Source organism: Thermogemmatispora tikiterensis (assembly GCF_003268475.1).
Lineage (GTDB): Bacteria > Chloroflexota > Ktedonobacteria > Ktedonobacterales > Ktedonobacteraceae > Thermogemmatispora > Thermogemmatispora tikiterensis.
Genome location: NZ_MCIF01000002.1, coordinates 5,678,933 through 5,702,680 on the forward strand (window position 1 = coordinate 5,678,933; position 23,748 = coordinate 5,702,680).

The 23,748-nt window shown below is 62.7% G+C and carries 18 protein-coding genes; 10 read left to right on the forward strand and 8 right to left on the reverse strand.

Annotation, left to right across the window (positions count from 1 at the left end; all coding sequences use genetic code 11):
* Positions 1-76: 76 nt before the first annotated feature.
* From A4R35_RS22645 to A4R35_RS22660, 4 genes are all read right to left on the reverse strand, one after another.
* Complete coding sequence (locus A4R35_RS22645; RefSeq protein ID WP_112433519.1) at positions 77-937, reverse strand: SDR family NAD(P)-dependent oxidoreductase; 861 nt, start codon at positions 935-937, stop codon at positions 77-79.
* Between the two features lie 165 nt (positions 938-1,102).
* Complete coding sequence (locus A4R35_RS22650) at positions 1,103-1,813, reverse strand: hypothetical protein (protein WP_146747307.1); 711 nt, start codon at positions 1,811-1,813, stop codon at positions 1,103-1,105.
* Between the two features lie 145 nt (positions 1,814-1,958).
* Positions 1,959-3,044 (reverse strand): low-specificity L-threonine aldolase, encoded by a 1,086-nt coding sequence (gene ltaE, locus A4R35_RS22655; RefSeq protein ID WP_112433523.1) that lies wholly within the window; start codon positions 3,042-3,044, stop codon positions 1,959-1,961.
* Between the two features lie 230 nt (positions 3,045-3,274).
* Positions 3,275-6,025, reverse strand: coding sequence for a hypothetical protein (locus A4R35_RS22660; RefSeq protein ID WP_112433525.1), 2,751 nt, complete (start codon positions 6,023-6,025; stop codon positions 3,275-3,277).
* A 759-nt stretch (positions 6,026-6,784) separates the two neighbouring features.
* Here A4R35_RS22660 and A4R35_RS22665 point away from each other — a divergent pair.
* Entirely contained in the window at positions 6,785-7,246 is a 462-nt protein-coding gene (locus A4R35_RS22665) for a hypothetical protein (protein ID WP_112433527.1), read from the forward strand.
* A gap of 504 nt (positions 7,247-7,750) precedes the next feature.
* On the opposite strand, the gene A4R35_RS22670 is transcribed toward A4R35_RS22665, so the two are convergent.
* The 3 genes from A4R35_RS22670 to A4R35_RS22680 form a co-directional block, all read right to left on the reverse strand.
* A complete protein-coding gene (locus A4R35_RS22670; protein ID WP_189362211.1) occupies positions 7,751-8,767 on the reverse strand; it encodes a carbohydrate kinase family protein in 1,017 nt (338 codons plus the stop codon).
* A 531-nt stretch (positions 8,768-9,298) separates the two neighbouring features.
* On the reverse strand, positions 9,299-9,577 hold the full coding sequence (locus tag A4R35_RS23980) for a hypothetical protein (protein WP_146747308.1): 279 nt from the start codon (positions 9,575-9,577) through the stop codon (positions 9,299-9,301).
* A gap of 157 nt (positions 9,578-9,734) precedes the next feature.
* A complete protein-coding gene (locus tag A4R35_RS22680; protein ID WP_112433533.1) occupies positions 9,735-10,682 on the reverse strand; it encodes a DUF1464 family protein in 948 nt (315 codons plus the stop codon).
* A gap of 809 nt (positions 10,683-11,491) precedes the next feature.
* On the opposite strand from A4R35_RS22680, the gene A4R35_RS22685 reads away from it, so the two are divergent.
* Positions 11,492-14,566: a GAF domain-containing protein gene (locus tag A4R35_RS22685; RefSeq protein WP_112433535.1), complete on the forward strand. Its 3,075-nt coding sequence runs from the start codon at positions 11,492-11,494 to the stop codon at positions 14,564-14,566.
* Between the two features lie 22 nt (positions 14,567-14,588).
* Positions 14,589-15,290 (forward strand): HD domain-containing protein, encoded by a 702-nt coding sequence (locus tag A4R35_RS22690; RefSeq protein WP_112433537.1) that lies wholly within the window; start codon positions 14,589-14,591, stop codon positions 15,288-15,290.
* A gap of 85 nt (positions 15,291-15,375) precedes the next feature.
* On the opposite strand, the gene A4R35_RS22695 is transcribed toward A4R35_RS22690, so the two are convergent.
* Positions 15,376-16,671 carry a hypothetical protein gene (locus A4R35_RS22695; RefSeq protein ID WP_112433539.1) on the reverse strand — a complete coding sequence of 432 codons (1,296 nt, stop codon included), beginning with the start codon at positions 16,669-16,671 and terminating at the stop codon, positions 15,376-15,378.
* Between the two features lie 338 nt (positions 16,672-17,009).
* On the opposite strand from A4R35_RS22695, the gene A4R35_RS22700 reads away from it, so the two are divergent.
* The 7 genes from A4R35_RS22700 to hemL all read left to right on the forward strand — a co-directional run bounded on the left by A4R35_RS22700 (position 17,010) and on the right by hemL (position 23,634).
* Complete coding sequence (locus tag A4R35_RS22700) at positions 17,010-17,447, forward strand: CoxG family protein (protein ID WP_112433541.1); 438 nt, start codon at positions 17,010-17,012, stop codon at positions 17,445-17,447.
* Between the two features lie 233 nt (positions 17,448-17,680).
* The gene (locus A4R35_RS23985; RefSeq protein WP_146747309.1) at positions 17,681-17,893 is read left to right on the forward strand and encodes a hypothetical protein; all 213 of its coding nucleotides are present in this window, start codon (positions 17,681-17,683) and stop codon (positions 17,891-17,893) included.
* A gap of 149 nt (positions 17,894-18,042) precedes the next feature.
* The gene (gene hemA, locus A4R35_RS22705; protein WP_112433543.1) at positions 18,043-19,428 is read left to right on the forward strand and encodes a glutamyl-tRNA reductase; all 1,386 of its coding nucleotides are present in this window, start codon (positions 18,043-18,045) and stop codon (positions 19,426-19,428) included.
* Positions 19,319-20,275 carry a hydroxymethylbilane synthase gene (hemC, locus tag A4R35_RS22710; protein ID WP_112433546.1) on the forward strand — a complete coding sequence of 319 codons (957 nt, stop codon included), beginning with the start codon at positions 19,319-19,321 and terminating at the stop codon, positions 20,273-20,275. The genes hemA and hemC overlap by 110 nt, the downstream gene beginning before the upstream one ends.
* Positions 20,276-20,320: 45 nt before the next feature.
* The gene (locus A4R35_RS22715; protein ID WP_112433548.1) at positions 20,321-21,250 is read left to right on the forward strand and encodes a uroporphyrinogen-III synthase; all 930 of its coding nucleotides are present in this window, start codon (positions 20,321-20,323) and stop codon (positions 21,248-21,250) included.
* A 131-nt stretch (positions 21,251-21,381) separates the two neighbouring features.
* Positions 21,382-22,146, forward strand: a complete 765-nt coding sequence (locus A4R35_RS22720) for a chlorite dismutase family protein (RefSeq protein ID WP_112433550.1) — start codon at positions 21,382-21,384, stop codon at positions 22,144-22,146.
* Positions 22,147-22,308: 162 nt separating this feature from the next.
* Entirely contained in the window at positions 22,309-23,634 is a 1,326-nt protein-coding gene (gene hemL / locus A4R35_RS22725; RefSeq protein ID WP_112433552.1) for a glutamate-1-semialdehyde 2,1-aminomutase, read from the forward strand.
* Positions 23,635-23,748 lie beyond the last annotated feature (114 nt).

Here is a 23,748-nt window from a genome sequence, read left to right on the forward strand (position 1 = left end):
GTTTGTTCCTGGCTGGGCCCTGCCTCTGGCTCCCTCCTCTCTCACCCTCGTGATGTTCTAGAGCTATGCCTGCCTATTATGCTGGCTCCTGCTCCTGATGGGTCCTCTGGAGCTGCGCCAGGCGCTGCTGAAAGGCGCGTCCCATCAGCTCCTCGGCCTTCTCAGGATCTTGCTCCATGACTTGCAGAATCAGAGCCGTGTCGCGATCCGGCGCCAGCGTCAGATCGTGCTGGTCGTGCAGGGCCGCCTGGATCATTTCGTCGGCAACCTGCTCGGGTGTGAGCAGGGCCTGAATGTTGAGGAGCTGCGAGTCGGCCTCGGCCTGTTGCACCATGGGGGTGTCTACCCAAGAGGGATAGACTGTTGTGATGCCGATGCCGCTGCCATAGAGTTCCGCCCGCAGCGCGGCGGCGAAGCCGCGCACGGCCCACTTGCTCGCGCAGTAGCCACTGAGGGCGGGCACTGGCAGCTTGCCTGCGACCGACGAGAGGAAGATGAAGTGGCCTCGGCCCTGGCGGCGCATGGCAGGTAAAGCTGCCTTGACACAGTGGAAGGTGCCCATGAAGTTGATGGCCAGCAGCGCCTCCATGTCGCGGGCGGTGAAGCTGTCGATCGGCCCACCGCGTCCGATGCCAGCGCTGGTTACCACCAGGTCGAGATGACCGCCGTCAAGGGCCACCGCCTGGCGCATCAGCTCCTCGACCTGGGCTTCAACGGTGACGTCGGTGACAACAGTCAGGACCTTGCCCCGCTCCTGCCTCGGGCCGCTGCTCTCCTGCTGTAAGCGCTGCGCGGCCTCCATCAAGCCGCCCTGGTTAATATCGGCAAGCACGACATGTGCGCCTCGCTCGTGGAGGACGCGGGCCGTTGCCAGGCCGATGCCGCTGGCTGCCCCTGTGACGACGGCCACGGCGTTCGCAATCGCTGTCACTGTCATTGCTCGCAGCTCCTCTCGCTTTCGCTCTGCTCTCTTCAAGCTGTGCGCTCTCTGGCCTTGTTCTGCCTCTCTACGGGGCAGAACAAGGCTCCTGTGCGGATTCTACCGCGTCCGCGAGGGAGCTGCAAGGTCACGCGGGGGCGGGCCTGCGCTGCGGCCTGCTGCTCAGCGCGACTGCGGTGGCAGGACCTCGGGACTTGGGGGGCTTTCTTCGGGGTAAGAGACCAGCGGCTGGGTGTAGCGCCTGGCAGCGGAGGCCTTTTCCTCTGGGGCGGGCGTGGAGATATCGGACGACATACCCCTGGCGGCCTGCGTCTGCGCCGGGTAACCCTGATGGTAAGGCGTGTAGGGTGGCTCGTCGACTCCGCTCGTGGGCGCCTCTGGCGCTGTTGCTGGTGGATTGACCAAGGGTGGCGAGACTGGCGTAGGCGTAGGCCCTTGCACCCCAAACAGGCCCGTGAGACTCGATCCCAGGCTGCTGATGATGATGGAGAAGAGCAAGGCCAGCAGGAGCCAGCTCCAGGAGCCGTTTACCATCAGCAATGCAATAGCTAACAGCCAGACAAAGCCGTTCAGGCCAGCGATCAACCGTCCCCGGGCCAGAGACTGGAAAAGACAGCTCACAGCTAAACCGGCGAAGAAAAGGGGAAAGAGCAGGCCCCAGCGACCGCTAAAGAGCGCATAGGCGACTCCGGCAAAAGTTATGAGCATTACTACTGTGCCCAGACCGGCCAAAGGACCGGCATAGAGGCGCTGCTGCCAGCGATAGGCGCGCGCCTGCTGACGCATCTGTTGTCGATAGAGCCGGGCTTGCAGGCGAGCCTGCCGGCGAGCGGCTTTCATCTGCTGACGCCAGTCTGGAGAATTGCCCATCATGACCCTGTTCCTCGCTTCACTAGCTCTCCCTTGCCCCAGGCGAGGGGGACGTAAAGGGAGAGGATGCCCTCCTCTGTGATAGACGCGGCAACAAACCCCTGCTCCAATGCCCCTATCTTCTTCCGCAAGCTGAGGCTGCCATTCCTTAAGAGAGGCGCCCCACGCGCGTCCGTGGCAGCATTGCCTCGAGAGTGCGCTTGATGGCCAGCAGGGCCATCTCAATGTGAGGGCGCTCGATGCCATAGTGGCTCACGGCGCGCAACAGGCCATTACCCATGCTGCTCAGGAGCACACCTTCGTCTTTCAGGCGAACCAGAAACTCGGCGCAGCGCTCCTCGGGTAGAACGCGCTCGCCATCCTGCAGGCGGAAAATTACAATATTGGTCTGGACGCGCTGGGCGTCCAGCTTGACCTGGGGCAAATCAGCCAGACCCTCGGCCAGAAGACGGGCGTGGGCGTGATCCTCCGCCAGACGCTCCACCATCTGCTCCAGGGCCACAATGCCAGCAGCCGCCAGTATTCCGGCCTGACGCAGTCCCCCGCCAAGAACTTTGCGCACCCAGCGCGCACGCTCAATAAAGTCGCGACTGCCTACCAGCAGCGAACCGACAGGGGCACTCAGCCCCTTCGAGGGACAAAACATTACCGAGTCAGCCTCAGCCACAAGCTGACTGACAGGCACACCGAGGGCCACCGCTGCGTTAAAGATCCGTGCTCCATCGACGTGCACTTTCAGCCCGCGAGCATGGGCCAGACCACAGAGGGCCGTCATCTGCTCCAGCGAGAGCGCGCGACCACCGCAGCGGTTATGCGTATTCTCCAGGCACAGCAGAGCTGTCGGGGGCGTATGCTCATCGCTCTCGTCGGTAATGGCCGCCGCCAGCTGTTCCTGGTCGAAGCCTCCATCTGGCTGGTTCGGCACGACCCAGAGCTGGATACCGCCCAGGCGGGCCGCTCCCCCGCCCTCGTAGCGATAGATATGGGCCTGATCGCCAACAATGGCCGCCGCGCCGCGTGGCACGTGCGTCAACATGGCCGTGGTATTGCCCATCGTCCCGCTGGTCACAAAGAGCGCCGCCTCCTTACCAAGGCGCTGCGCCGCCAGCTCCTGCAAGCGGTTCACCGTTGGATCTTCGCCGTAGACATCATCGCCTACCTCAGCATGATACATCGCCTCCCGCATGGCCGGCGTCGGCTGAGTCACGGTATCGCTGCGCAGGTCAATTACCATCGTACTCTGTGCTCTCCTTCTTTCCTGTTCTCTCTGCTACCAGCAGAGGCTGGGCAGGAGCATGCTCTTTCAGTATACCGCACAGGCCACAATGGTGCAGACAATCGCCCGGCAACCCGGCAATACAAGTCAGAGGCTCCATGCGGACCGTACTCTGCCGATCGGCATGGAGCCTCTGGTAAGAACCAGGCGGAATGGCCTGTGCTATCTGCGTTCTGGATAGGTGTTGCTCAATGTAAGGCCCCGAAGAGGCGGATCATAGCGAAGGTAGAGGCGCCAGTGGTTTCATCCTGGCGGACCTGTAGCATCACCAGGGCCTTATCACTTGGGTTCCCTAGCGAATCGAAACTGATGCGCCCGCTGGCGCCATCGAAGGCTGGCAGGGGACCGTTCCCAAGGGCATCGAGCATGGCGCGCACATTGGCGCCAGTGAGCGAATCCTTGACATAGGAGGCCGCACGAGCAATCACACGCACCGCGTCGTAGGTCATGATCGCGTTCTGATCGGGGGGCGGTGCGTTATTGGCGCTCTCCTTCTGGTTCTGGAAGATTCCAGCCCAGTCAGTAAAGAGCGTCGGCTGCTCCAGGGAGGGCACAGTATTCCACTCGCTTGGATCGGCATAGGCCAGTACATAAATCCGCTGCATATCTTCGGGGAAAGAGCGTGCCAGCAAGGCGTCCTCGCTGTCCCCTTCGCCCAGGAGCAAGCGAGTAGCGACCGCCGGACCGGCCAGGACCTTCAAGTTGGCCAGCGCTGTATTAGCGGGCTGGGCGCGTGACAGGAGACCGATCTCATGGGCCAGACGTACCGCATCGACGTCGGTGCCGGCCAGGAAGATCACGTCGGCCTGGTGGGCCAGCGCATCGGCGATTGCCGTGCTATAGCCCTCCACCGGCGTCGTCTGAGTGACGAAGGTGTCTCGCGCGCTATCGATCACATGACCATTCAGTACCTGGACCCGAGCCTCGAAAGCATTAGCCAGCGCCGTACTGGCTGCATCTGTTGGCGAGCGCATCACCAGGATCGCGTTGGCGTGCAACTGCTGCAGCGCAAACTCGGCGAGGGCGTCGCCCTGGACATTGTAGGGAGGACTGATGCGGAAGAAATACGGATTGCCCACCAGATTCACGTCGGGCGCCAATTGGGAGACCAGCGGCAGATGGGCCGAAGCGATCAGATCGCGCACGGCCTGAGTCTGGCTGCTGGAGGGCCAGCCGACCACCCCGATGATATGATCCAGGTTATCCGCCTGCGTCACGCGATTGACGATATCGCGTGCCACTTCGGTCACACTGGCCTTATCGGGAGGTGAGCCAGCGATCAGGATACGCAGCTGATAATTATGAGGCAGCCAGGCGAACTCATTGATCTCGTATTGAGCCACATAGATGCCCTGGAGCATAGAGCGTGTGGCCGCCAGGGATTGTGGATCGTTGGGGTTGAAGCTCAGGCCCACCACGATAGTCACGAACGGCTGGCCATTCTGCTCGATCAGCAGATTCTGGCTGTAGATCAGCGCCTCCGCGTCGGTCGGATCGAGCGCGATGGCGGAGCTGAGGGCGCTGGCCGCCGTATCTAGATCACCCGTCTGCAGGGCGCGAGCGGCGGCCTGTTTTTGTTCGACATCCTTGCGCCCGGCGTAGGAGTCCAGCACGAAGCGTCCGTCGCTGACAGCGATGCCGCGTGTCTGCCAGCTCTGCTGTTCATGGTTCAGCTCCTGCTGCCAGGCAGCGGCGGCCTGGCGAGCCTGCTGAGCCGTGGCGGTCTGCTGAGCCAGGGAGGTAGCGGTCGCCGCGGGATTGGGGACCCCTGCTGACTGCGGAGCCCGCTGGGCGGCCACGATAATGCCTCCCACCAATAAAGCAAAGACCAGGAGCATGACCGCGGCGAAGGTTAAGGTAGAGCGACGCGTACCAGAGCGACGTCGGGGCCGAGCGCGGCCTGGTGGTAGCGCCTCGGTCGAAGGCGAGAGTAGAGCCTCCTGGCCTCCTCGTTGTGGCGAAGCGGCTGCAATGGCTGCCAGTTCCTGCAGCATCTGGGCCGGGCGCAGATAGCGCTGAGCAGCGGCCACGCGCAGGCCACGCGCCAGAACAGCCTCCATGCGAGCTGACACCCGGGGGTTCAGCCGGCGGATTGGCGGATAGAAAAAGGCCATGTGCTGGCGCGGATCGTAGGTCGTCAGGGCATAGTAGAGTGTGGCCGCAACCCCATAGAGATCGGTGCGGGTATCGGTCACACCGTGGAACTGCTCGGGGGCGAAAAAGCCGGCGATGGCTTTGCCCTGCATCTCTGGGGGGAGACGGGGAGGAAAGAGTGGCATCAGAATCAAAGAGACCTGATGGCCATCCGGGCTGATGATCACCGTCTCCGGGCTGATAGCTCCGTGGACCAAAGGCGGTTCCTGCGAGGCCAGCACCTGGACCAACTCGCAAAGCTGTCGCCCGTACTCAGCAACCAGACGTTCGGGCAATGGCTCCTCCTGCTGCTCGACGAGCTGGGCCAGGCTCTGTCCATCAGGATGCTGAAGCACAATGTAGTAGCAGCCGCGCTCGCTGAACATGTCAATCAGGTGAGGGAAGCCGCGGTGCTGGCCCAGCTCAGCCAGACGCTGCGCGGTCATGCGTAACTCTTGCTCCAGCCGGGCAGCCTTCTCGGCGGTGGGGATCACCTCGCGAATCAGCACCAGTCGGCTCACCGACTGCGCATCCCTGGCCAGCCATGCCTTTCCCTGATCATACTGGCTACGCGGGAGGGGCAGCTCCTCGACAATACGATAGCGCCCCTCGCGTAGAACATCGCCGCGTAGCACCGGGCGCGTGGCAACCAGACTGAGCGGCCTCGACACCGTGGTGACCAGCTCGCGGCTTTCCTGACCTAACGATAGCGGGCGGCTCCCTCTGTCGGGCAGGCGGCCATAACCACAGCGTGGACACCCCCCATTCAGCGGTTCCCCTTCAAAGTGGCATTGAGGACAGCGCATAGGTCTTCCTTCCAACTAAGGTCTGTTGACAGACGCACAGTTGTTCCTTCGTGTGCGCTTGGGAATGGACTGCATTGCATACACAAGACAAGCGGACGGAGCTGGCACCCTGTCCTTCGCTCGCTTCTCTCTGGCTTGCCTGCCTATGCCTGAACAGACATCTCTTTTCTCTCATGCCGCAGGTAGACGGAGCAGTCACTAGCAATACCACCCTCTTCAGGTGCTGCGCTTGTGCCCTGCTTGCTGGCTCACTCGACTGCCAGGTAGGCAGAACGAGGCTAAACACCCTGGTGGTCCTGCCCACCCCTTGGGCGGGACTGGCCGCTTGTCTTATGTACGCCTGGTCTGGCTACGCTTCTGCTCTTGTCTGTCTTGCTCTGTCTCCAGAGGATATCGTGCTCAGGCTTATCCTGTCAAAATGGTAAACCCAAGGCCCTACCTTCTTCATGAGATAGGAGAAAATGGCCATCGCTTTGCTGGTTGAAACAAGGGAGCGGTTTATGGTACCATTCTCTCTGGCAGAGAAAGGACTCTCCCCTTCTTGTGCCTGTCCGGGGATTGCGTCATGGCATTCCCGGCGGGGACCACGTCAGAGCAAGCGTGGAAGGATGCCGCCAGGCATGCCGCTCGCTCGGCTCGGCCCAGGCCATCGATCGAGCACGACACGCGAGGGAACCAGGGGTGCCATTTCTGGCGTGGTTATAGTGGATATAGAGGTTGTTCCTCCAGGGGTTGTTGAGTTTAGTCTAAGGAGCTGTCATGAGTGAGCTGATTCTCTCTGCTATGCTCCCCCGGCGGCAGGGACCTGTCGTAGAGCTAAGCGCCGAAGAGCGCGCGACCTTGATCACCATCCTTGATCTCCTCATTCCGGCAGATGGTGACTTTCCCCCGCCCTCCAGTCTCCATTTGATTGATGAGTTCCTGCGTTACCTCCGTGCTGAGGCATTCCGTTACCCATCGCTCTCTCTGAGTCTGCCCCGTTTGCGCGCTGTGTTGCGCGACCTCAATCTCGCCGCCGACGGCAACTTCTGCAAAGCCAGCCCCGAGCTTCAGCAAACGATTCTCTGGCAGCTGGAGCAACGTGATCCGGCCTTTTTCCAGGCTCTGTGGACCCTGGCTAATCACAGCTACTATGCCCGCCTCGCCATGCGAGGCCGTGCCAGTGCCCCGGCCCCTCTCTCGGCCCCTGCCTCGGCGCCAGCGCCAGCGGCAGAGCGCTGAGCAAGAGACCCCAGGGCCATCTATCGGGCTTCTCATCTCTTGTTCGCCAGCCTGACTGACTGACTGACTGACTGACCTTGCCACTCGCCCTTGCCCTTCTCCTCAAGAGCAGGCCTGGTGGGTGCGAGCGAGCCTGGAGATGAGCGCAGATAGTGTGGCCGGTAGAGGAAGGAATGTTTGGAACGTCGGTGGCGGGCCCGGCAGAGGACGTCTCTTCTCATGGCCTGGTTCCTCCCTGCGCTGGCGCAAGGACCAGCGGGACAGCTTCGGCACGGGCCACGCCCCTCCATCGCTGCCTGATTCCCACGAGGGATCAACTACTACGCCCAGGGCCTTCTGTCATGCCCGATCGATCGCCTCAGATCTCTGTAGCCTCTGCCCCTGACCTCCGAACGAAGGACTCCAATGAGCCTGGCTACTGTTAGACGATTTCCACGGGCCTCCCGCTCTTTTCGGCCAGCGCTGCATCTCTTCCGAAGCCGCCGAGGCCGGGTCAGGCGTTGCTCATGGAGTGCGCTGTCGCAGGCGTTCCAGCTCTGCGGCGTCGGGGACGGCGGCGCTTCCTGTTAAGGCGGTCGTTGCCAGACTGCCGCAGATGGTGCCGCAGCGCAGGGCCTCGGGCAGCGAGTAACCGTGGAGCAGAGCATAGATAAAGCCGGCATCAAAGGCATCCCCTGCCCCGGTCGGATCAATCACCTCGCTTACTGGCCAGGCCGGGCAGTGCCATAGCTGCTCTCCCCGGCAAGCGAGTGCGCCCTCGGCCCCTAACTTGATCACCACCAGCGGGGCCAGTTGAGCCAGCTGGCGGGCGGCGGTCTCGGGATCGCGCGCCCCAGTCAAAGCCTCCGCCTCCAGACGATTGGGGAGAAAGACCGTGCACCGTCGAAGCACCTCCGGCACTCGCTGGTCGCCTAGCAGCCTGGGATGCCAGCCGGTGTCAAGGAAAACCTCGATCCGCTGCTCGGCAAACAGCTCCAGGGCAGGCCCCAGGGCTGGATGCAGATGGAGAAAGACGGCCCGCCAGCGATAGCGCTGAAGCAGTGCGCGCAGCTCGGGGAGCGAGAGCGGGGGCAGCAGCTCCGTTGCCAGTGCTGGGGCCTCCTCTCGACTGGCAGACCCGGCTGAGGCGGCGCTTGGAGAGAGAGAGGCAGCCGCCGAGCTGGAAGGGGCAGGGCGCTCAACGTAGGAAACGAAGCCACGCTCGTCGCCGTGGACCAGCGCCACGCTCAAGGCGGCAATGCGCTGCTCGCGCTGCCGCACCAGATCGCTGCAGATGCCGGCTCGTCTGATCTCTTCGAGCAGGTAGCGACTCAAACAGTCGTTTCCCAGCTCGCCGAGCAGGGCCACCCGCAGGCCAAGACGGCTCAACGCCGCTGCCGTGTTAAAGACCGCTCCTGCACCGATCGCGAAGCGTGTCGCGTAGATCTCCTTTCCGGGCGCCGGCCAGTGAGGAAGGCCGCTGAAGATGAGATCTACGCACGGATTACCGATTACCAGCACATCAAAGTCGTTGCATTCCACTGCCAGAGACACCTATTCCATACCCGCCTATGCTCGTGATCCACCCGCTACCTGCTCGCCACTGGCTCTGGCTGACGGCTCAGACCAGGCGAACACAGGCAGATGGTCCGCAGCGTAGGCGCCGGATCAGGCTGTCGAGCCACTGCATGAGAGCTGCAAGCGCCGGACAGATCAGCCTGCTGACCGTATGCTAGGCCAGAGGCCTGGTGCTGTCAAGAGGAGATCAGACGGTGCTATGGGGGGAGAGGGCTGGCGGTCCATCCAAACGAGTTGGAAAGCACGAGAGGGAGGCACCGCAGCCTGGGGCACCACAGCCTGGGCCAGCCCGGCGAGCCTTCCCGCAGCGCGTGAAGCAACAGCGCCAGGCAGGTCAGGCGTTGATCCCCAGAAGGGGCAAAGCAGACGCCGAGAGCACGGGGGAGAACCATGACTGAGCTATGCCTGGGCCTGGCCTCTCATTCCTTGCTTGGCTTCAATCCGCTAGACAAAGCTTGTTTGTTGATTGCTCATTTTTACCGTCGATAGAGCGTCTCAGGGAGGGGGATGAGGTGGCTCCTCTTCCGTTTCCTGTTCCTGGCCCGCCGTCAGGTTGCCCGGCATTCGTCCATGCTTGACCACGAAGCCGTGTGGATAGGGACGGAGATCGATCAGGTTCACCTTTTGGCCGAAGCGTGTCAGCAGTTGTCGGCACTGCTCTTCTGCCTCAGCGCGCGAAGAAGCGTAGATGGGTTCCAAATGGTGATACTGGCTATCGCCAAGCGTGTATTCCACTATCCAGAGGATTTTCTGCGGCGTTGACTGGTCAGTCATAGCAGCGTGCCACCCTTTCGGCAGAAGTTGTGCAGATTGACCACCCCAAGGTCCCGCACCTGGGCGAACGGCAGGCCGTGGTTCTTCCTGGCTGCCTCTAATATGACGAATGCCGCGCGGAAGGATCAAACGATACCGTCGATTTTTTACTGAACTACTAAAAAACAGGGACGGATCTCCAAAGTTGCAGATGCTGCACAACCTCTGCAGCCAGGCTGCGGGGATGTTGGAGGCCGGAGGCGATCAAAGCGGCGCCCAGAGCGGCCTCGAAGCCGTGGGGTTCGTGGGGAGCATAGGGGAAATAGTAGAGCTGATAGACCTCACCAAGGCGGGTGGCCAGCGTCTCACTGCGCCGGCCACTGATCACCACCTCATCCAGGTGATGGATGGCCAGCAAGCCGGCCAGATCGCGCAGCAGTCCCTCCCAATATGCCTGCTCGAAGAGGCCCTCTGTCGGCGCCGTGGCCAGAGGCAGCAGAGGCAAGGTAAGATCCTGTGGTGTCCCGTGGACACCATTAGTCAGATAGCCATCCTCAACCACCAGTATCTTCCAGGAAGCGCTGTGTGCCTCCAGCACCAGAAAGCGCATCTCCGGCCAGCTGGCCTCACGCTGGCGCAGGCGATAAAGTAGCGTGACCACGTGACAAACCGCTGCTGGGCTACTGGGCAGGCGCTCCAGCAGCAGGCGATAAGCTGGTACCGTGGGCAGGTGGGCCAGGCTGGGGAGCACATAGCTATGGAGATTCAGGCTGCGCAGCGTCTCCACGAAGCTCGTCAATACCAGCGGGGGACCCTCCTGCGCTGGCGGCAGAGCCTCGCTCACGGTGCTGGCTGCTGGCGTGCTTGGGGGAAAGAGCGGCTCATCGTAGCCTGCCGTCAAAGCGTTGACCTGCTCAGACACCAGGCGATCGAGCCGCTCAAGGGGCAGACCATTGCCCGCCGCCAGCGTAATCACCGGTTCAGGGAAGAGGGCACAGAGGCGAGTCAGGCTGGCCAGCAGCTCGGCGGGCGACGCGAAACAGTGGTATTCCGGCGGCTGGGCCTCATCCAGCAAACAGAGCTTCCAGCTTCTGCGACCGTAGTCGATGCCAATGCTCAGGCTCATAGTCAGTCTACTCCCACGTCCCACTCCGCCAAAGAGCGGCGCATGGACAGGCGTACTCCGTATTTGTCCTCGCTTGACCCTCTTTCTGCTCCACCACCCACGGCTCAGTTTGGCCTTTGCCTGAAATTATAGCATGCCGCTAGGCCCTCGTGCATCCTCTGCGGGCCGTCCGTCTCTGGGCCACTGGCAAGAGTGGGGCACAGTGGGCCAAAGCCAACAGAGGAAGCAAGCGTCAACGCGGGCAGGAAGCGGTTCCCGAGAGGGACAGGAGTTTTCGCCCGTGCTCTTCAGCCCCTTGACAGATATTCTTAGTGATGGGACAATAAGAGCATAAGATACTAGCAGACGAGCACCATGAACGTGAAGCCGGCAGGCCGCCGGAGTCAGGGCCTGGCTTGGGCTGTTGGACCCTGGCCACCATCGTCTCGCCTTCTCAGACGCTTACCTGCCGGCACAGGTGGCGAGCCGAGCAAGGTAGAGAAGTGAGCCAGCGGCTGGCTTGTACCTGAGCCTGTGGAGGCTGGCGAGGCTAGTGCTTGTGCCACCAGTGGCAGGATGCTGAGGTCAGGGTCTGCAGTAGGTGGACGGATGCCGCTCTGTGCCGGGGCCCAGCCAGCGCTCGTACCCGTGCGCCTGTCCGTCGCGCGGCTCCACGAAGGCTGGTCGCCGCGAAACTGCCTTTCCCCTCTGCTTGCTCGTCTTCCCAGCCTGCAGCCCCTGTCTGCGAGGAAGCAGAGCGGTCGTTCTCAGCGTGACAACAGACGACCAGGTTCTGTCAGTCAGTCTGGAAATAATGCGAGGTCGTATGCATGCCGTCGCAGGAACAGCCTGCCTCTAGCCAGAGCAGTGAACACCAGCGCTTGCTAAGCGCTTTACGTGAGAGCGAGATTCTCCGCGAGCTGGCTGGCCTGCTGGCCTCCTCTTTGGATCTGGACCGCGTGCTGCAGGTGCTGGTGCAGCGGACAACCGAGGTTTGCCAGGTTGGGCGCTGCGCTGTCTGGCTTCATGACGAGGAGCGCCAGCTGTTGCGCCCCGTTGTCTACCACCTGGCGCGCGAGCTTGTTGACGCCAAACGTCAGCGCATCGCAGATCAGCTCTGGTATCGCAGTACCATTCCCACAACGAACCCGCTTATGAGCCGCCTGCTCAGCGGGCGTGCGATGCTGTATGTATACGATCTGCGTGATGAGCGCTCGCTGCGGGCTTTGGCCGAGCTATTCCTCGTGCGTTCCATCCTGCTGGTCGCTCTTGTCCGTGAAGATCGACCGGTTGGCGTGATGTCGCTGGACAACCCGGGGGAACATGGGAGCTTCTCGGCGGAGCAACAGCAGCTTGCGCGAGCCATCGGCCAACAGGCGGCGGTGGCGATCGATAACGCGCGCCTCTACCAGCGGGCTGAGAGCGAGCGCCGGCGGGCTGAGCAGCTGATTGAGCGATCTCAGGCTATCTATCAGGTAGCGATGGCCGTCAACTCCGACGAAGATCTGCCGACGATCCTGGAGATCGCCACCCAGCAGCTGCGGCAGGTCTTAGGGGCTGACACAGGCAAAATTCTTCTCCTGGAGGAAGGGCGGCTCTATCTGCCCTGCACCACCGAAGAGACGGATGAGGGGCAGGCGGAAGCGCAGGGACGGCCTCAAAAGGAGGTCTCAACAGGGGGAAGTGAGAGAAGCATCGTTGGGCAGCCGCTCAAAGCCTTTATGCCGTCGCGGGGGCGTATAGCCGCCTCGCTGGACGAGCTACCTTTCTGCCGCCAGGCGGCCACGAGCGGCGTGCCGCTCTTTGTCTCGCTTGATCGTCTGGGCATCAGTGAGCTGCATTGGTTTCAGACGCAGAATCTAGGGCATACGCTGATTACGCCGCTGATGGTGGGGGTACGCTCACCCTTGTCCACGGACGAGCAGAGCCAATCTGGTCAGCGCTGTGTGGGCCTGGCCTTCGTCAGCTTCAGTGATCCCCACTTTCGGCCCTCCAAGGACCACTATACCTTTGCCCAGGACATCGCTGCCCAGTGTGCTCTGGCGGTCCAGAAGACCCAGTTGCTGGAGCAGGCGCGCCGCGCCGCCTTACTGGCGACCGAGAGGGCCAATACGCTCAACGCTGTCTTTCATGCCATGACCGAGGGCATCTCGGTGCTCGACATGCAAGGGCGGCTCTTGATGGCCAATGCCACCGCGCGCGAGTTCGTCGGGGGGCGTCTGGAGGGGGAGGTCACCCTGGAGGAGCTGCTGCGTCGTCAGCCCGTCTACACGTTGCAGGGGCAGCCGCTGCGCAGCGAAGATTTCCCCCTGGCCCGCGCCCTGCGTGGCGAGCAGGTGCGAGGTGAGCGTTTCATCACGCGCCGCGCCGATGGGCGGGAACGCATCCTTGAAATCAACGTCGCACCTCTCCTGGCCCCGACCGGCCAGCAGCTTGGGGTCGTCAGCGCCTTCCGCGACATCACCTCCCAGACGCGGATCGAGCAGCACATTCATCAAGCCCTGGAGACCATGCTGCGCATGGCGGAAGCGCTCTCCGGGCTGACCGAGGTGACGGCCATCCTGCGCAGCGTGCTGAGCATGGCGCTGCAGGCCCTGGATTGTCAGCGCGGGCTGGTGGCGCTCTATGACCCGGAACAGGGCCGGCCTGGTGAGCGTCTCCACCTGGAGCGGGAGCTGTACGATAATGGTCTGCTGGCCAGCCTGCCAGGGGCGAGTGAGCGCCGAGACCTCGGCCAGGTCGAAGCTCAGCAGCTTGACTGGTTGCTCACAGCCTTGCTGGACTACGAAGATTATTTTCTCCAGTTGAGTGCAGGCCATGCCTTCATTCTCACGCCCGGCCAGTTTCTGCACCTGCGCCGCCTTAGCCGTGGCCACGGCCATAGTCGGGGCAGCCAGTTGCCGGCTCTGCCCCCAAACGCCAGCCGCTGGCTGACCTTAGTGGCGCCCATCACCCACAGCGGGCGCTTGCTCGGCGTCATGCTCCTGATGCGTCCCTCGACCTTCCCGTTTGGAGAAAGCGAGAGCGCTGATGAAGAGAGCGAGCCGCAGTACGAGTTTACAATCTGGGAGATGGCGGTTATCGAGGGGGTCGCGCAGCTAGCCGGGCTGGCCATCGAGCAGGCTCACTGGCAGCACGAAGCCATCGCCGCCCGCGCCAGCGAGGCCGCTATGCGCGAGGCCAACGCCCTCAAAGATGAGTTCCTGGCCATTACTGCCCATGAGTTCCGCTCACCGCTCACCGTCATCCTGACCAATGCCCAATATGCCAGGCGCACCCTCAACCGCGGCAGCGGCCCGCGCCAGCGCGAGCGCTTGCTCGAACAATTGGGGATGATCGAAGAGCAGACGCGCCTGCTGACCAATATCGTCAACACCTTCCTGGAGGCCACCCAGCTCAACCGTGGGCAGCTTGTCATTGCCCGCGAGCGGGTTGACCTGGAGGAGCTGGCCCAGCAGGTAGTAGCCCAGCATCGCACGGCCACAGCCCTCCATGATCTGATCTGTCGCGTTGATGAAAGCGGACGCCCGTATCTGGTCAGCGGCGATCGCGAGCGCCTGCTCCAGGTGCTTGTCAACCTCATTCAGAATGCGATAAAATACAGCCCGCAGGGTGGGCCAGTGCTCCTCTCGCTCTGCCGCTGTCCGCAAACGGACGGCAATCTGATCCAGGTAGAGGTAGAGGATCGCGGCATTGGCATCCCGCCAGAGGCCAGGGAACATCTCTTTGAACGCTTCTATCGCGCCCCCAACACTGGTACCGGCCAGGCGCGAGGCCTGGGCCTGGGTCTCTACTTTGTCGCTGAGATCCTGCGCATGCACGGCGGTTCGATCCGCGTAGAGAGCAGTGGCGTACCTGGCGAGGGGAGTCGCTTTATCTTGACGCTCCCAGCCCTGCAGAACTGAAGCGTAGAGCAGGAGTGAGCAGGTGTCAGAGGCAAAAGAAGAGCAGGCGGAGCCTGCTGAACTGCGAGGTTGGTTGCTGGAGCTGGCGCGTGCCACCATGCTGCGTGAGGGAGGCAGCGATGTGGCGCACGATATGGATCATATTCTGCGGGTGATGACCCTGGCCGAGACGATTCAGCGGCGTGAGGGAGGCGAGCTGTCGGTTATTTGGGCGGCGGTGGCTCTGCACGATATCGGCCAGGAGCGGGAGCGTCGGCAGGGCGGCGACCACGCGCTGATTGGGGCCCAGATGGCCGCCGAGCTGCTGCGCGGTACGATCTTTCCCCAGGAGGCGATCCCGGCAGTGCAGGAAGCCATCGCCGATCATCGCCTGACCGCGGGCCGGCGACCGCGCTCTCTGGAGGGCCAGGTGCTCTACGATGCCGATAAACTGGATGCGCTGGGCGCCATTGGGATCGGACGCTTATATATGATCACTGGTCGGCGCGGACAACGGGTCTATGCCCCCCTACCGGAGGACCTGGTATTGCCTCTTACCCCGCTGCGTGTGCGCGAGCTACGCGATCGCCCGGATTATTCCCCCTCAATCGAATTTCGCCTTCTCTTTACAGATCTGCCTGAACGGCTCTGCACGGACACAGGACGCCAGTTGGCCCGGCAGCGCTACGCCTTCATGTGCGAGTTCTTCCGGCGCCTGGAGGCGGAGGCGCGTGGCGAGTGCTAGCCAGGACAGGCCGGGCCGGTCAGAGCGGAAGCGGCTTCGCTGGCGTGGAGCGGGGAGCTGTGTCCTGTGCTGTGCTGTGCTAGCGCTAACCATTGCCTGGCTGCGAGCGCTCGGCGTCGCTACTGAGCGGTGTGCTTTCGAGCACGACGTAGTGAAAAGGCGTCTCGCGCTGGGTGGGAGCGCTCAGGTGAACCGTGAACCCCCGTCCTGGCTGGAGCGATACGTATTGCACCACCACTGGCCCCGGGTCCCCTGTTAAGGTCACCAACACGACACTGGTCTCGCTGACCGCGGGGCAGTTCACAGCAATTTCGCCCTGTCCACGTGTAAAGCAGCTTTTCCCAATTTGCCAGCGGAAAGGGGGAAGGGGTATGCTTGCCACAGCAGGAGCTGGCCACTCTTGGCGGCCTGGGCGCGCTGCGGGACCAGATGGCGATGGCGGCAGAGAGCGCTCCGACGGCGATGGTAGAGCAGATGGACTCGGGCGCGGAGCAGCGCCGGCAGGAGAAGGATAGCCGCTACCTAGCGTGGGGAGCGGACGTGTAGTCTGGGAAGGCGCTGTCAGGCCCGGGCCAGCCAGTGCAGAGGGGGGGCTGGCGAGCTTGGGAGCTGCCTCCAGGCGCACACGCGTTGTCCGTCCGGCCAGGCGTTGAGAAGAGGGGCGCGTCGTCTCTCGCGACTGAGGCAAGGCCGCCGGCACTCTTGCACCAGTGGCTTCCCTGACCCCACTCTCGTGACCGCTGCCGACCGGCGGGATAGCCACGTTGGAAGAAGAGACCATAAGCGGCTTCTCCGTGGGGGGCTCGGGCGCGGGTCCAGGGACCGACGGCGTGGTCACAATGGCGTTTGCGCTGGTCGACGATGCCCCTGCCTCGCTTTCAGCTGGCAAAGCTGGCAGCACAGCCGTGACCGGCGCCGGTGAGCGCTGGCCCGGCTGCCGCACCTTGCCCAAAGCGGCAAGAGAGGCGGTGACGCGCCGCGCGAAAGCAGCCAGTACACGATTCGCCACCAGCTTCTCCTCTTCTTCCCTGTCCGACTCGCGGGCTGCGCTACCCTCAGTGGCCGGAGCAGCCGCGGGCCGGAGCGACTCCCGCTCTGTCGCAGCGCCCCCCGCTGCTGATGGAGTCGCCAGCTCGCGCGACTGCAGGCTCAGGCGCGGCGGAATCTGCCCGGCTGGCCGGGCATCAGCCTGGCGGGCGCGGACCAGCTCTTCTTCTCCGGATTCCTCTTCCTCCAGGGGTTCGTTGCTCGTACGCTCAGCGAGTACATCCTCGACGGAGGCCGACAACCGCTTGCGGCCTCGCTCGGCCCGCCTGCGCCAGTGAAGCTCTTCTTGTTGCTGTTGTTGCTCGATATTAATGTCTTCTTCTCTCCGAACCATGATGCTTCCCTTCCAGACGAACACGTACACATTGCGGCGCTGGAGAGATCTGGCCTCTCTACATACGCTGATACTCGATAGCACGTTTTCAGGCAGTATAACATAAAGAGAGACGGAGGCAAGGGGAAGATAGCACATTTAGGCCAGAGGGCTGGGGAGGCCTCAATGCATAGGAATATAAGGTATCCTCAATCTTGCGGGCTTGAAAGTGCTCTGGCGAGTGGCTAGAATAAAGCCCGACGTTGCCCAGTGGTCAGGAGCTGCTTCTCAAGCAGACTGGCTGACTGAGGAACGCCGTACATACCAGTTATTTCGCTGATGCAAAAGGATGGATCTGGATGAAGTTCAACGGTACGTATAAGTTTCATGCACCTAGCCAACGTGTCTTTGAAGCTATTTTGAATCCGGCGGTGCTGAAGCAGTGTATTCCTGGTTGCGAGGCTGTCGAATACGCGGACGAGAACCATCTGAAGGTGACGCTGTCGCTGCCAGTCCCGGGGCTGAAGGGGACCTACACGGCCCTGCTTAACATTGTCCAGCGTCAGGCGCCCAATCTGCTCGTACTGCAGCTGCAGCGTCAGGGGCGCGGTGGCTCCATCGATGCCACTGCCCAGATCACGTTAGCCGATGAGCCGGATGGCGCCCTGCTCTCCTACGATGCCAATGCTGAGATGAGTGGCCCGATCGCTGTTGCGAACAATCCTGTGGGGCAGGGTGTGGCCAAGAATTCTCTCAGCACCTTCTTCAAGAACCTGGAAAAGGTGCTGGCTGCCTAGGAGGCTCTGGCCGCTTCGCCGCTGTCCCAGGTTGTCTTCCAGCCAGAGAATACCCTAAAGCGTACGTCGTTTCTCTCCTTACTTCTACTTTTTGCCAGGCAGGCACCTGAGAGGCCCAGAATTTTTGGCGTTGGAGGTCTCAGTTGCCCGCCTGGTTTCTTTTCTTCGACTGATCCTGATCCCGCTCAGGTACTGATTTTGAGAGGCAGCTGTGAGCGAGTGTGGTGAGGTCTATGGAGAAGGGGCATAGCTTCTATTCTGCGCGGGGCCACTCGGTGCCTGGCCAGTGTGCGGCTTCTTGCTCACTGGCGGCCAGGGCCCCCGAGTGGTACTATATTAGTACAGCAGCGGAAGAGCGTGGCCCGGGCGAGGGCAGCATGGCGGCTGGTGGGCTGGCGATCTCTGCGGCGTGCGGAGCGGCCCACGCGGTCGCTCTCTTTTTTTAGCAAATTCCACCTGAGACAAAATACGGTGATTACCTGATGAGATATCCGGGGATTCGGCCTTGACTCTTCAGAGAGAATCGCTAAAATCTCCATAGACCGCCAATGATTTGAGATTTTAGAGATTTCTTCTGTGAGCTGTTGAGGAGAGCATGCAGATTGTCCTGGTAGGCGTTGATCACACTTCGGCGCCGATTCAGTTGCGTGAGCAGCTAGCCTGTGCGCCGCGTCAGGTGGCGGCGCTCTTACGGGCGGTGCGCCAGGTGGCACAGGAGGCGGTGCTGCTATCGACCTGCAACCGTTTCGAACTCTACGCGGTCTGCTCGGAGGAGGAGCACAGTGGGCGCGAGGCTTTGCTCGGAGTGCTCTGCGAACAGCGTGGTGTGGAGCGGGCGTCGCTGGAGCAGCACTGCTACACGTATACCGACCTGGAGGCGGCGCGGCACCTGTTCGGCGTGGCCTGCGGCTTACATTCACTGATCCCGGGGGAGCCGCAGATCCAGGGGCAGGTGGCCGATGCCCTGGAGTTAGCCCAGGGAGGGAGCTTTGCCGGGCCGGTGCTCTCGGCCCTCTTCCGCGCGGCGCTGGTCACAGGCAAGCGGGCACGTCGCGAAACAGGCATCAGTCGACGGGCGGTCTCGATCAGCCATGCGGCGGTCCAATTAGCGCGCCAGCTCTTCCCGCGTCTCAACGAGGCCTCGGTCTTGCTCGTCGGCTCGGGTCAGATGAGCGAGCTGGCGGCACGTAATTTGTGTGACAACGGAGCGCGCCGCCTCATCATTGTTAATCGCACCGCAGAGCATGCCCGGCAGCTGGTAGAGCAGCTTGGGGAGCGCGCCTCCTTCCGCCCTTTTAGCGAGCTGCCGGAGGTGCTGGTGGAGGCGGATGTCGTTATTACTTCAACCACGGCCCCCCATACGGTGGTCACTGAGGAAATGATGCGGGCGGTTCTGCCGCGGCGGCAGGGGCGCCCGCTGCTTATCATTGATATTGCCTTGCCGCGCGATGTTGATCCGGCGGTGGGAGCGCTGCCCGAGGTGCACCTCTACAATATTGATGATCTGCGCCTGGTGGTCGATGAGGGCATTCGTTTGCGTCTGCAGGAAGTGGCCCAGGTTGAGCGCATCGTCGCTGAGGAGGTCGAGGCTTTTGCGCGCTGGCTCAGCTCGCTGAGCGTGACTGCGACGATCGTCGAGCTGCGCGAGCGCGTGGAGTCCCTCCGTCAGCAGGAGCTGGCGCGTACCTTGCGCCAACTCTCGCCCTCGCTCTCGGAGCGCGAGCTGGCGGCCATCCAGGAGCTGACCACCCGCCTGATGAATAAGGTGCTCCATAAGCCGGTGACGCGCCTCAAGGAGGCCGCCGCTGCCGGGCGTGGCCATGTCTACGCCGAGGCGCTGCGCTATCTCTTTGATCTGGAAGTGGCGACGGATGAACAGACTAGTGATCGGGACACGCGCCAGCAAGCTGGCCCTGGCTCAGACGCAGACAGTGATCGCCAGGCTGCAGCAGCTGTATCGCGAGTTGGAGATCGTCATTGAACCGATTCATACACACGGGGACCGTGTGACGGAGACCCCGCTGGCGCGGATTGGCGGTGATGGGATCTTTGTGACGGAGATCGAGCGTGCCCTGCGTGCGGGGGTGGTCGATCTGGCGGTCCATAGCCTGAAAGATCTGCCAACGGCGCCACCGGAGGGCCTGCTGGTGCTGGTGCCAGGGCCGCGCGAGGACGTGCGGGATGTGCTGGTGCGTCGCCGCGACTTTCTGGGCTCACCTGCCGAGCCTGGGGTGCGCATAGGGACCTGCAGTCTGCGCCGCACGGCTCAATTGCGTGCGCTCTATCCGCAGGCGCAGATCCTGCCCTTGCGGGGCAATGTAGATACGCGCCTGCGCAAGCTGGAGGCGGGCGACTACGACCTGATTGTGCTGGCGGCGGCGGGCCTGCGCCGTCTCGGTCTCTCTGAGGGGCTGGCGGACCGCCTGGAGTGCTTGCCGGTAGAGACGCTGCTCCCGGCTCCTGGCCAGGGAGCCTTAGCTCTGGAGCTGCGGGCAGATTCGGAGCTGCTGCCGCTGCTGACCCCGCTCAATGATGTGGAGGTGCAGGCGGCTACAAGCGCTGAACGCGCTTTTATGCGCCATTTGGGAGCCGGCTGCTATCTGCCAGTCGCGGCCTATGCCTGGCTGGCTGACGGACGCCTGCATCTGCGGGCCCTGGTAATCAGTCTGGACGGACGCCGGGCGGTGCGGGTCCAGGGAAGCGTGGCCTGGCATGCTGGGCAGGCTCCGCGCCTGGCGGCTCAGCTGGGAGTGATGCTGGCCGAGCAGGCCCTGGCACAGGGGGCCGAGGAGATTATCGCCGAGATCCGCGCTGCCAGCACGGTTTGAGCTGGGAGAGGCTCAGGCTACAACAAGCAAGGAGGAGGTGCGCTGATGGTGGCCGTTGAGGATCAGGGGCAGCCGCTGCGCGGGCGGACGATCCTGGTCACGCGCGCTCAGGAGCAGGCTGAGGCGCTCAGCAGCCGTCTGCAGGCTCTTGGGGCGGAAACGCTGTGTTTCCCTGTGATTCGCCTGGTGCCGCCAGACGATTGGGCGCCGCTTGATCGAGCCTTGCAGCGTCTGGCTGCTGGTCGCGAGAATGGGCGCGCTCCCTATGACTGGCTGGTCTTTACCAGTGTTAACGGGGTGCGTTTCTGTGTTGAGCGCCTGCGAACCCTGGGGTTGGAGCCTTCCCTGCTGGGCACGGGGGCGGAGCGAGTGGCGGCTATTGGACCAGCCACAGCGGAGGCGCTGGCCGGGTATGGCGTGCGGGGGGTCCTGGTCCCCGAGGAGTATGTAGCTGAGCAGGTAGCCGCTGCCCTGCTGGCGGAGTGCCAGCGTCAGGGGCTGGCCCCTGCGGGGCAGCGCGTGCTGCTGGCGCGTGCTGCCGAGGCCCGGCGTGTGCTGGCCGAGGCTCTGCAGCAGGCCGGCATGCTGGTTGAGGAGGTGCCAGCCTATCGTACGCTGCCGGCGGCTGGCGATGATCCGCGCGGACAGCAGGTGCTGGCCTTGATTGCAGCGGGGCGCCTCTCGCTGGCTACCTTTACCAGCTCATCGACGGTGCGCTCTTTTGTGCACTGGCTGGGGCAAGCGATGGGAAAGCAAGGAACTGGGGCCTCGCCTGGGGACCTCTTAGCCCGTCGAGGAGTGGTGATCGCCTGCATTGGCCCTATTACCGCCGCTACGGCGCGTGCGCTGGGCCTGCAGGTTGCCATCGAAGCCCAGCCCTTTACTATCGAGGGGCTGGTTGCGGCCATCGTGGCCTACTATCGTCAGCAGACCCAGGCTTCGCCAGGACAGGCAGTTCAGGACTCCGCCCGGTGAGAAGAGAATGGGCGGCGCCTCCCGGCTCTGTCTTGAAAGCGGGTCAGGAAGCGAATCGACAGGAAGTGAATGGCAACACCGAACAAGGTGTGTTAGAGTAGATAAAGAGAAGCTAAGAAGAGAGAAAGGCCATGTCAGGTCAGATGGAAACCGTTGAGCAGACAGTCACAACTCTGCCTGAGCAGGAACCAGCTCGGGCCAAACCGAAGCAGCCTCGTCAGCTTGTCCGCTTCGTTTTTTACAAGCTTGATCCCCAGTGGCTGCGCCTGCCTGCCGAGCAGCGGCGCGCGGGCCGCGAGGAGCTGCTGGCCATTTACGACGAATATGCCCAATGCTCACTGATTCGCAGCTATGCTCTCTATGGCTTGCGCTCCGACTGCGATTTTATGCTCTGGCAGGCGACCTACGATCTTGGACATCTGCAGGGGTTGAGCAGCAAGATTCGCCGCAGCGCCATCGGACCTTATTTGCCGGAAGTGCGCTCCTTCCTCTCGATGACCAAGCGTTCGGTTTATGTGGGTAAAGGCCCACGTGGGGCGGCCCATGACCCGCGGCTGGTCATTACGCTCGAAGACAAGCCCTATCTCTTCGTCTATCCTTTTGTGAAGACGCGCCCCTGGTATGCTCTGCCGCTGCAGGAGCGCAAGCGCATGATGGACGAGCATATTCGCATGGGGGTGGCCTATCCCAACATCAAGATCCATACCACCTACTCGTTTGGGTTGGACGATCAGGAATTTGTTGTCGCCTTTGAATCCGACAGCGTGGCTGATTTTCTTGATCTCGTGCAGGAGATGCGCGAGAGCGAGGCCAGCCAGTATACCTTGCGCGACACGCCCATGTTCACCTGCGTTGCGCGTTCCTTGCCGGAGATCCTTGACGACATTGGGGCCTGAGCGCAGGGAGCTGACTGACTGACTGAGGGCCTGGGCGCAGCGCGTTGGGAGCGGTGGTGTGGTGGTGCGGTGATGAGGCCCCCTGGCTTGCAGGCAGCGTGAATGGAGCGATATAGGGGCAAGATGAGTACGGGTGAGTATGGATCTAAGAAGGAGCTGGCGATGCAAACGGAGCGGCAACAGTCAGGCAAAAAGGCGGGACGAGAATGGTCGCGGGCTCTCTATCGCGAGGCTCAGAGCCTTATGCCCGGGGGGGTCAACAGTCCAGTTCGGGCCTTCCGCGCAGTAGGAGGCGAGCCGATCTTTGTCGAGCGTGGTGAGGGGGCCCATCTCTATGATGTGGATGGCAACCACTATCTGGATTACGTTGGCTCCTGGGGACCGCTGATCTTGGGTCATGCCCATCCGGCGGTAGTCGAGGCGGTGACTCGGGCGGCGCGGCGCGGCTTTAGCTTTGGGGCTCCGACCGAGGCCGAGAATGAGCTGGCTCGCCTGGTAGTGGAGAGCGTTCCATCAGTTGAGCTGGTGCGCTTCGTTAACTCGGGCACGGAAGCCACCATGAGCGCGCTGCGCCTGGCCCGCGCCTATACGGGGCGTTCCAAGGTCATTAAGTTTGATGGCTGCTATCATGGTCATGCCGACCTGCTGCTGGTGCAGGCCGGCTCAGGCGTGGCCACGCTGGGGCTGCCCGGCAGCGCCGGGGTGCCGGCGGAGGCGACGGCTCACACGATCAGCCTGCCCTACAATGACAGCGCAGCCGTTGAGGATGCCTTTCAGCGCTATCCCGAGGAGATTGCGGCGGTGATCGTTGAGCCGGTGGCGGCCAATATGGGGCTGGTGCTGCCTCAGCCTGGCTTTCTGGAGACTCTGCGGCGTCTGACCACCCGGTACGGGGCTGTCTTGATCTTCGATGAAGTAATTACGGGTTTCCGTGTCGCTCTGGGTGGTATGCAGGCGCGCACTGGGGTTCTGCCCGATCTGACCTGCTTTGGCAAAATCATTGGCGGCGGTTTGCCGGTGGGAGCCTACGGTGGCAAGCGGGCCATCATGGAGCTGGTCGCTCCCCTGGGACCGGTCTACCAGGCAGGTACTCTTTCCGGCAATCCCCTTGCTATGGCCGCGGGCATCGCGACCCTCAAAGAGCTGCAAAAGCCCGGCTGCTACGAGGAGCTGGAGCGCAAGGGGGCGCTGCTAGAAGAGGGCCTGCGCGCTGCGGTGGAGACCTCCGGGCTGCCGCTGCAGGTGGTGCGCTTTGCCTCGCTCTTCTGCCTCTTCTTCAGCGCAGAGCCGGTGCTCAACTATGCAATGGCCAGGAAAGCCGACACCGAGCGTTATGCGCGCTTCTTCTGGGCCCTTTTGGAGCGTGGCGTCTACTTCCCACCTTCGCAGTTTGAGACCTGTTTCCTCTCGCTGGCGCACAGCGATGCCATACTGGAGGAGACCTTGCACGCCATTGCCCAGGCGCTGCGAGTCGTGGCCGGGGGGTGATCCCGGCTCCAGCATGCCCTACGGCCCTGCCGCCCTCGTTCAGGGCCGTAGGGCATGCTGACGCTGACCTGGAGGAAGGGAGGCCCAGCGGGCGAACGCAGGAGAGGGCAAGAA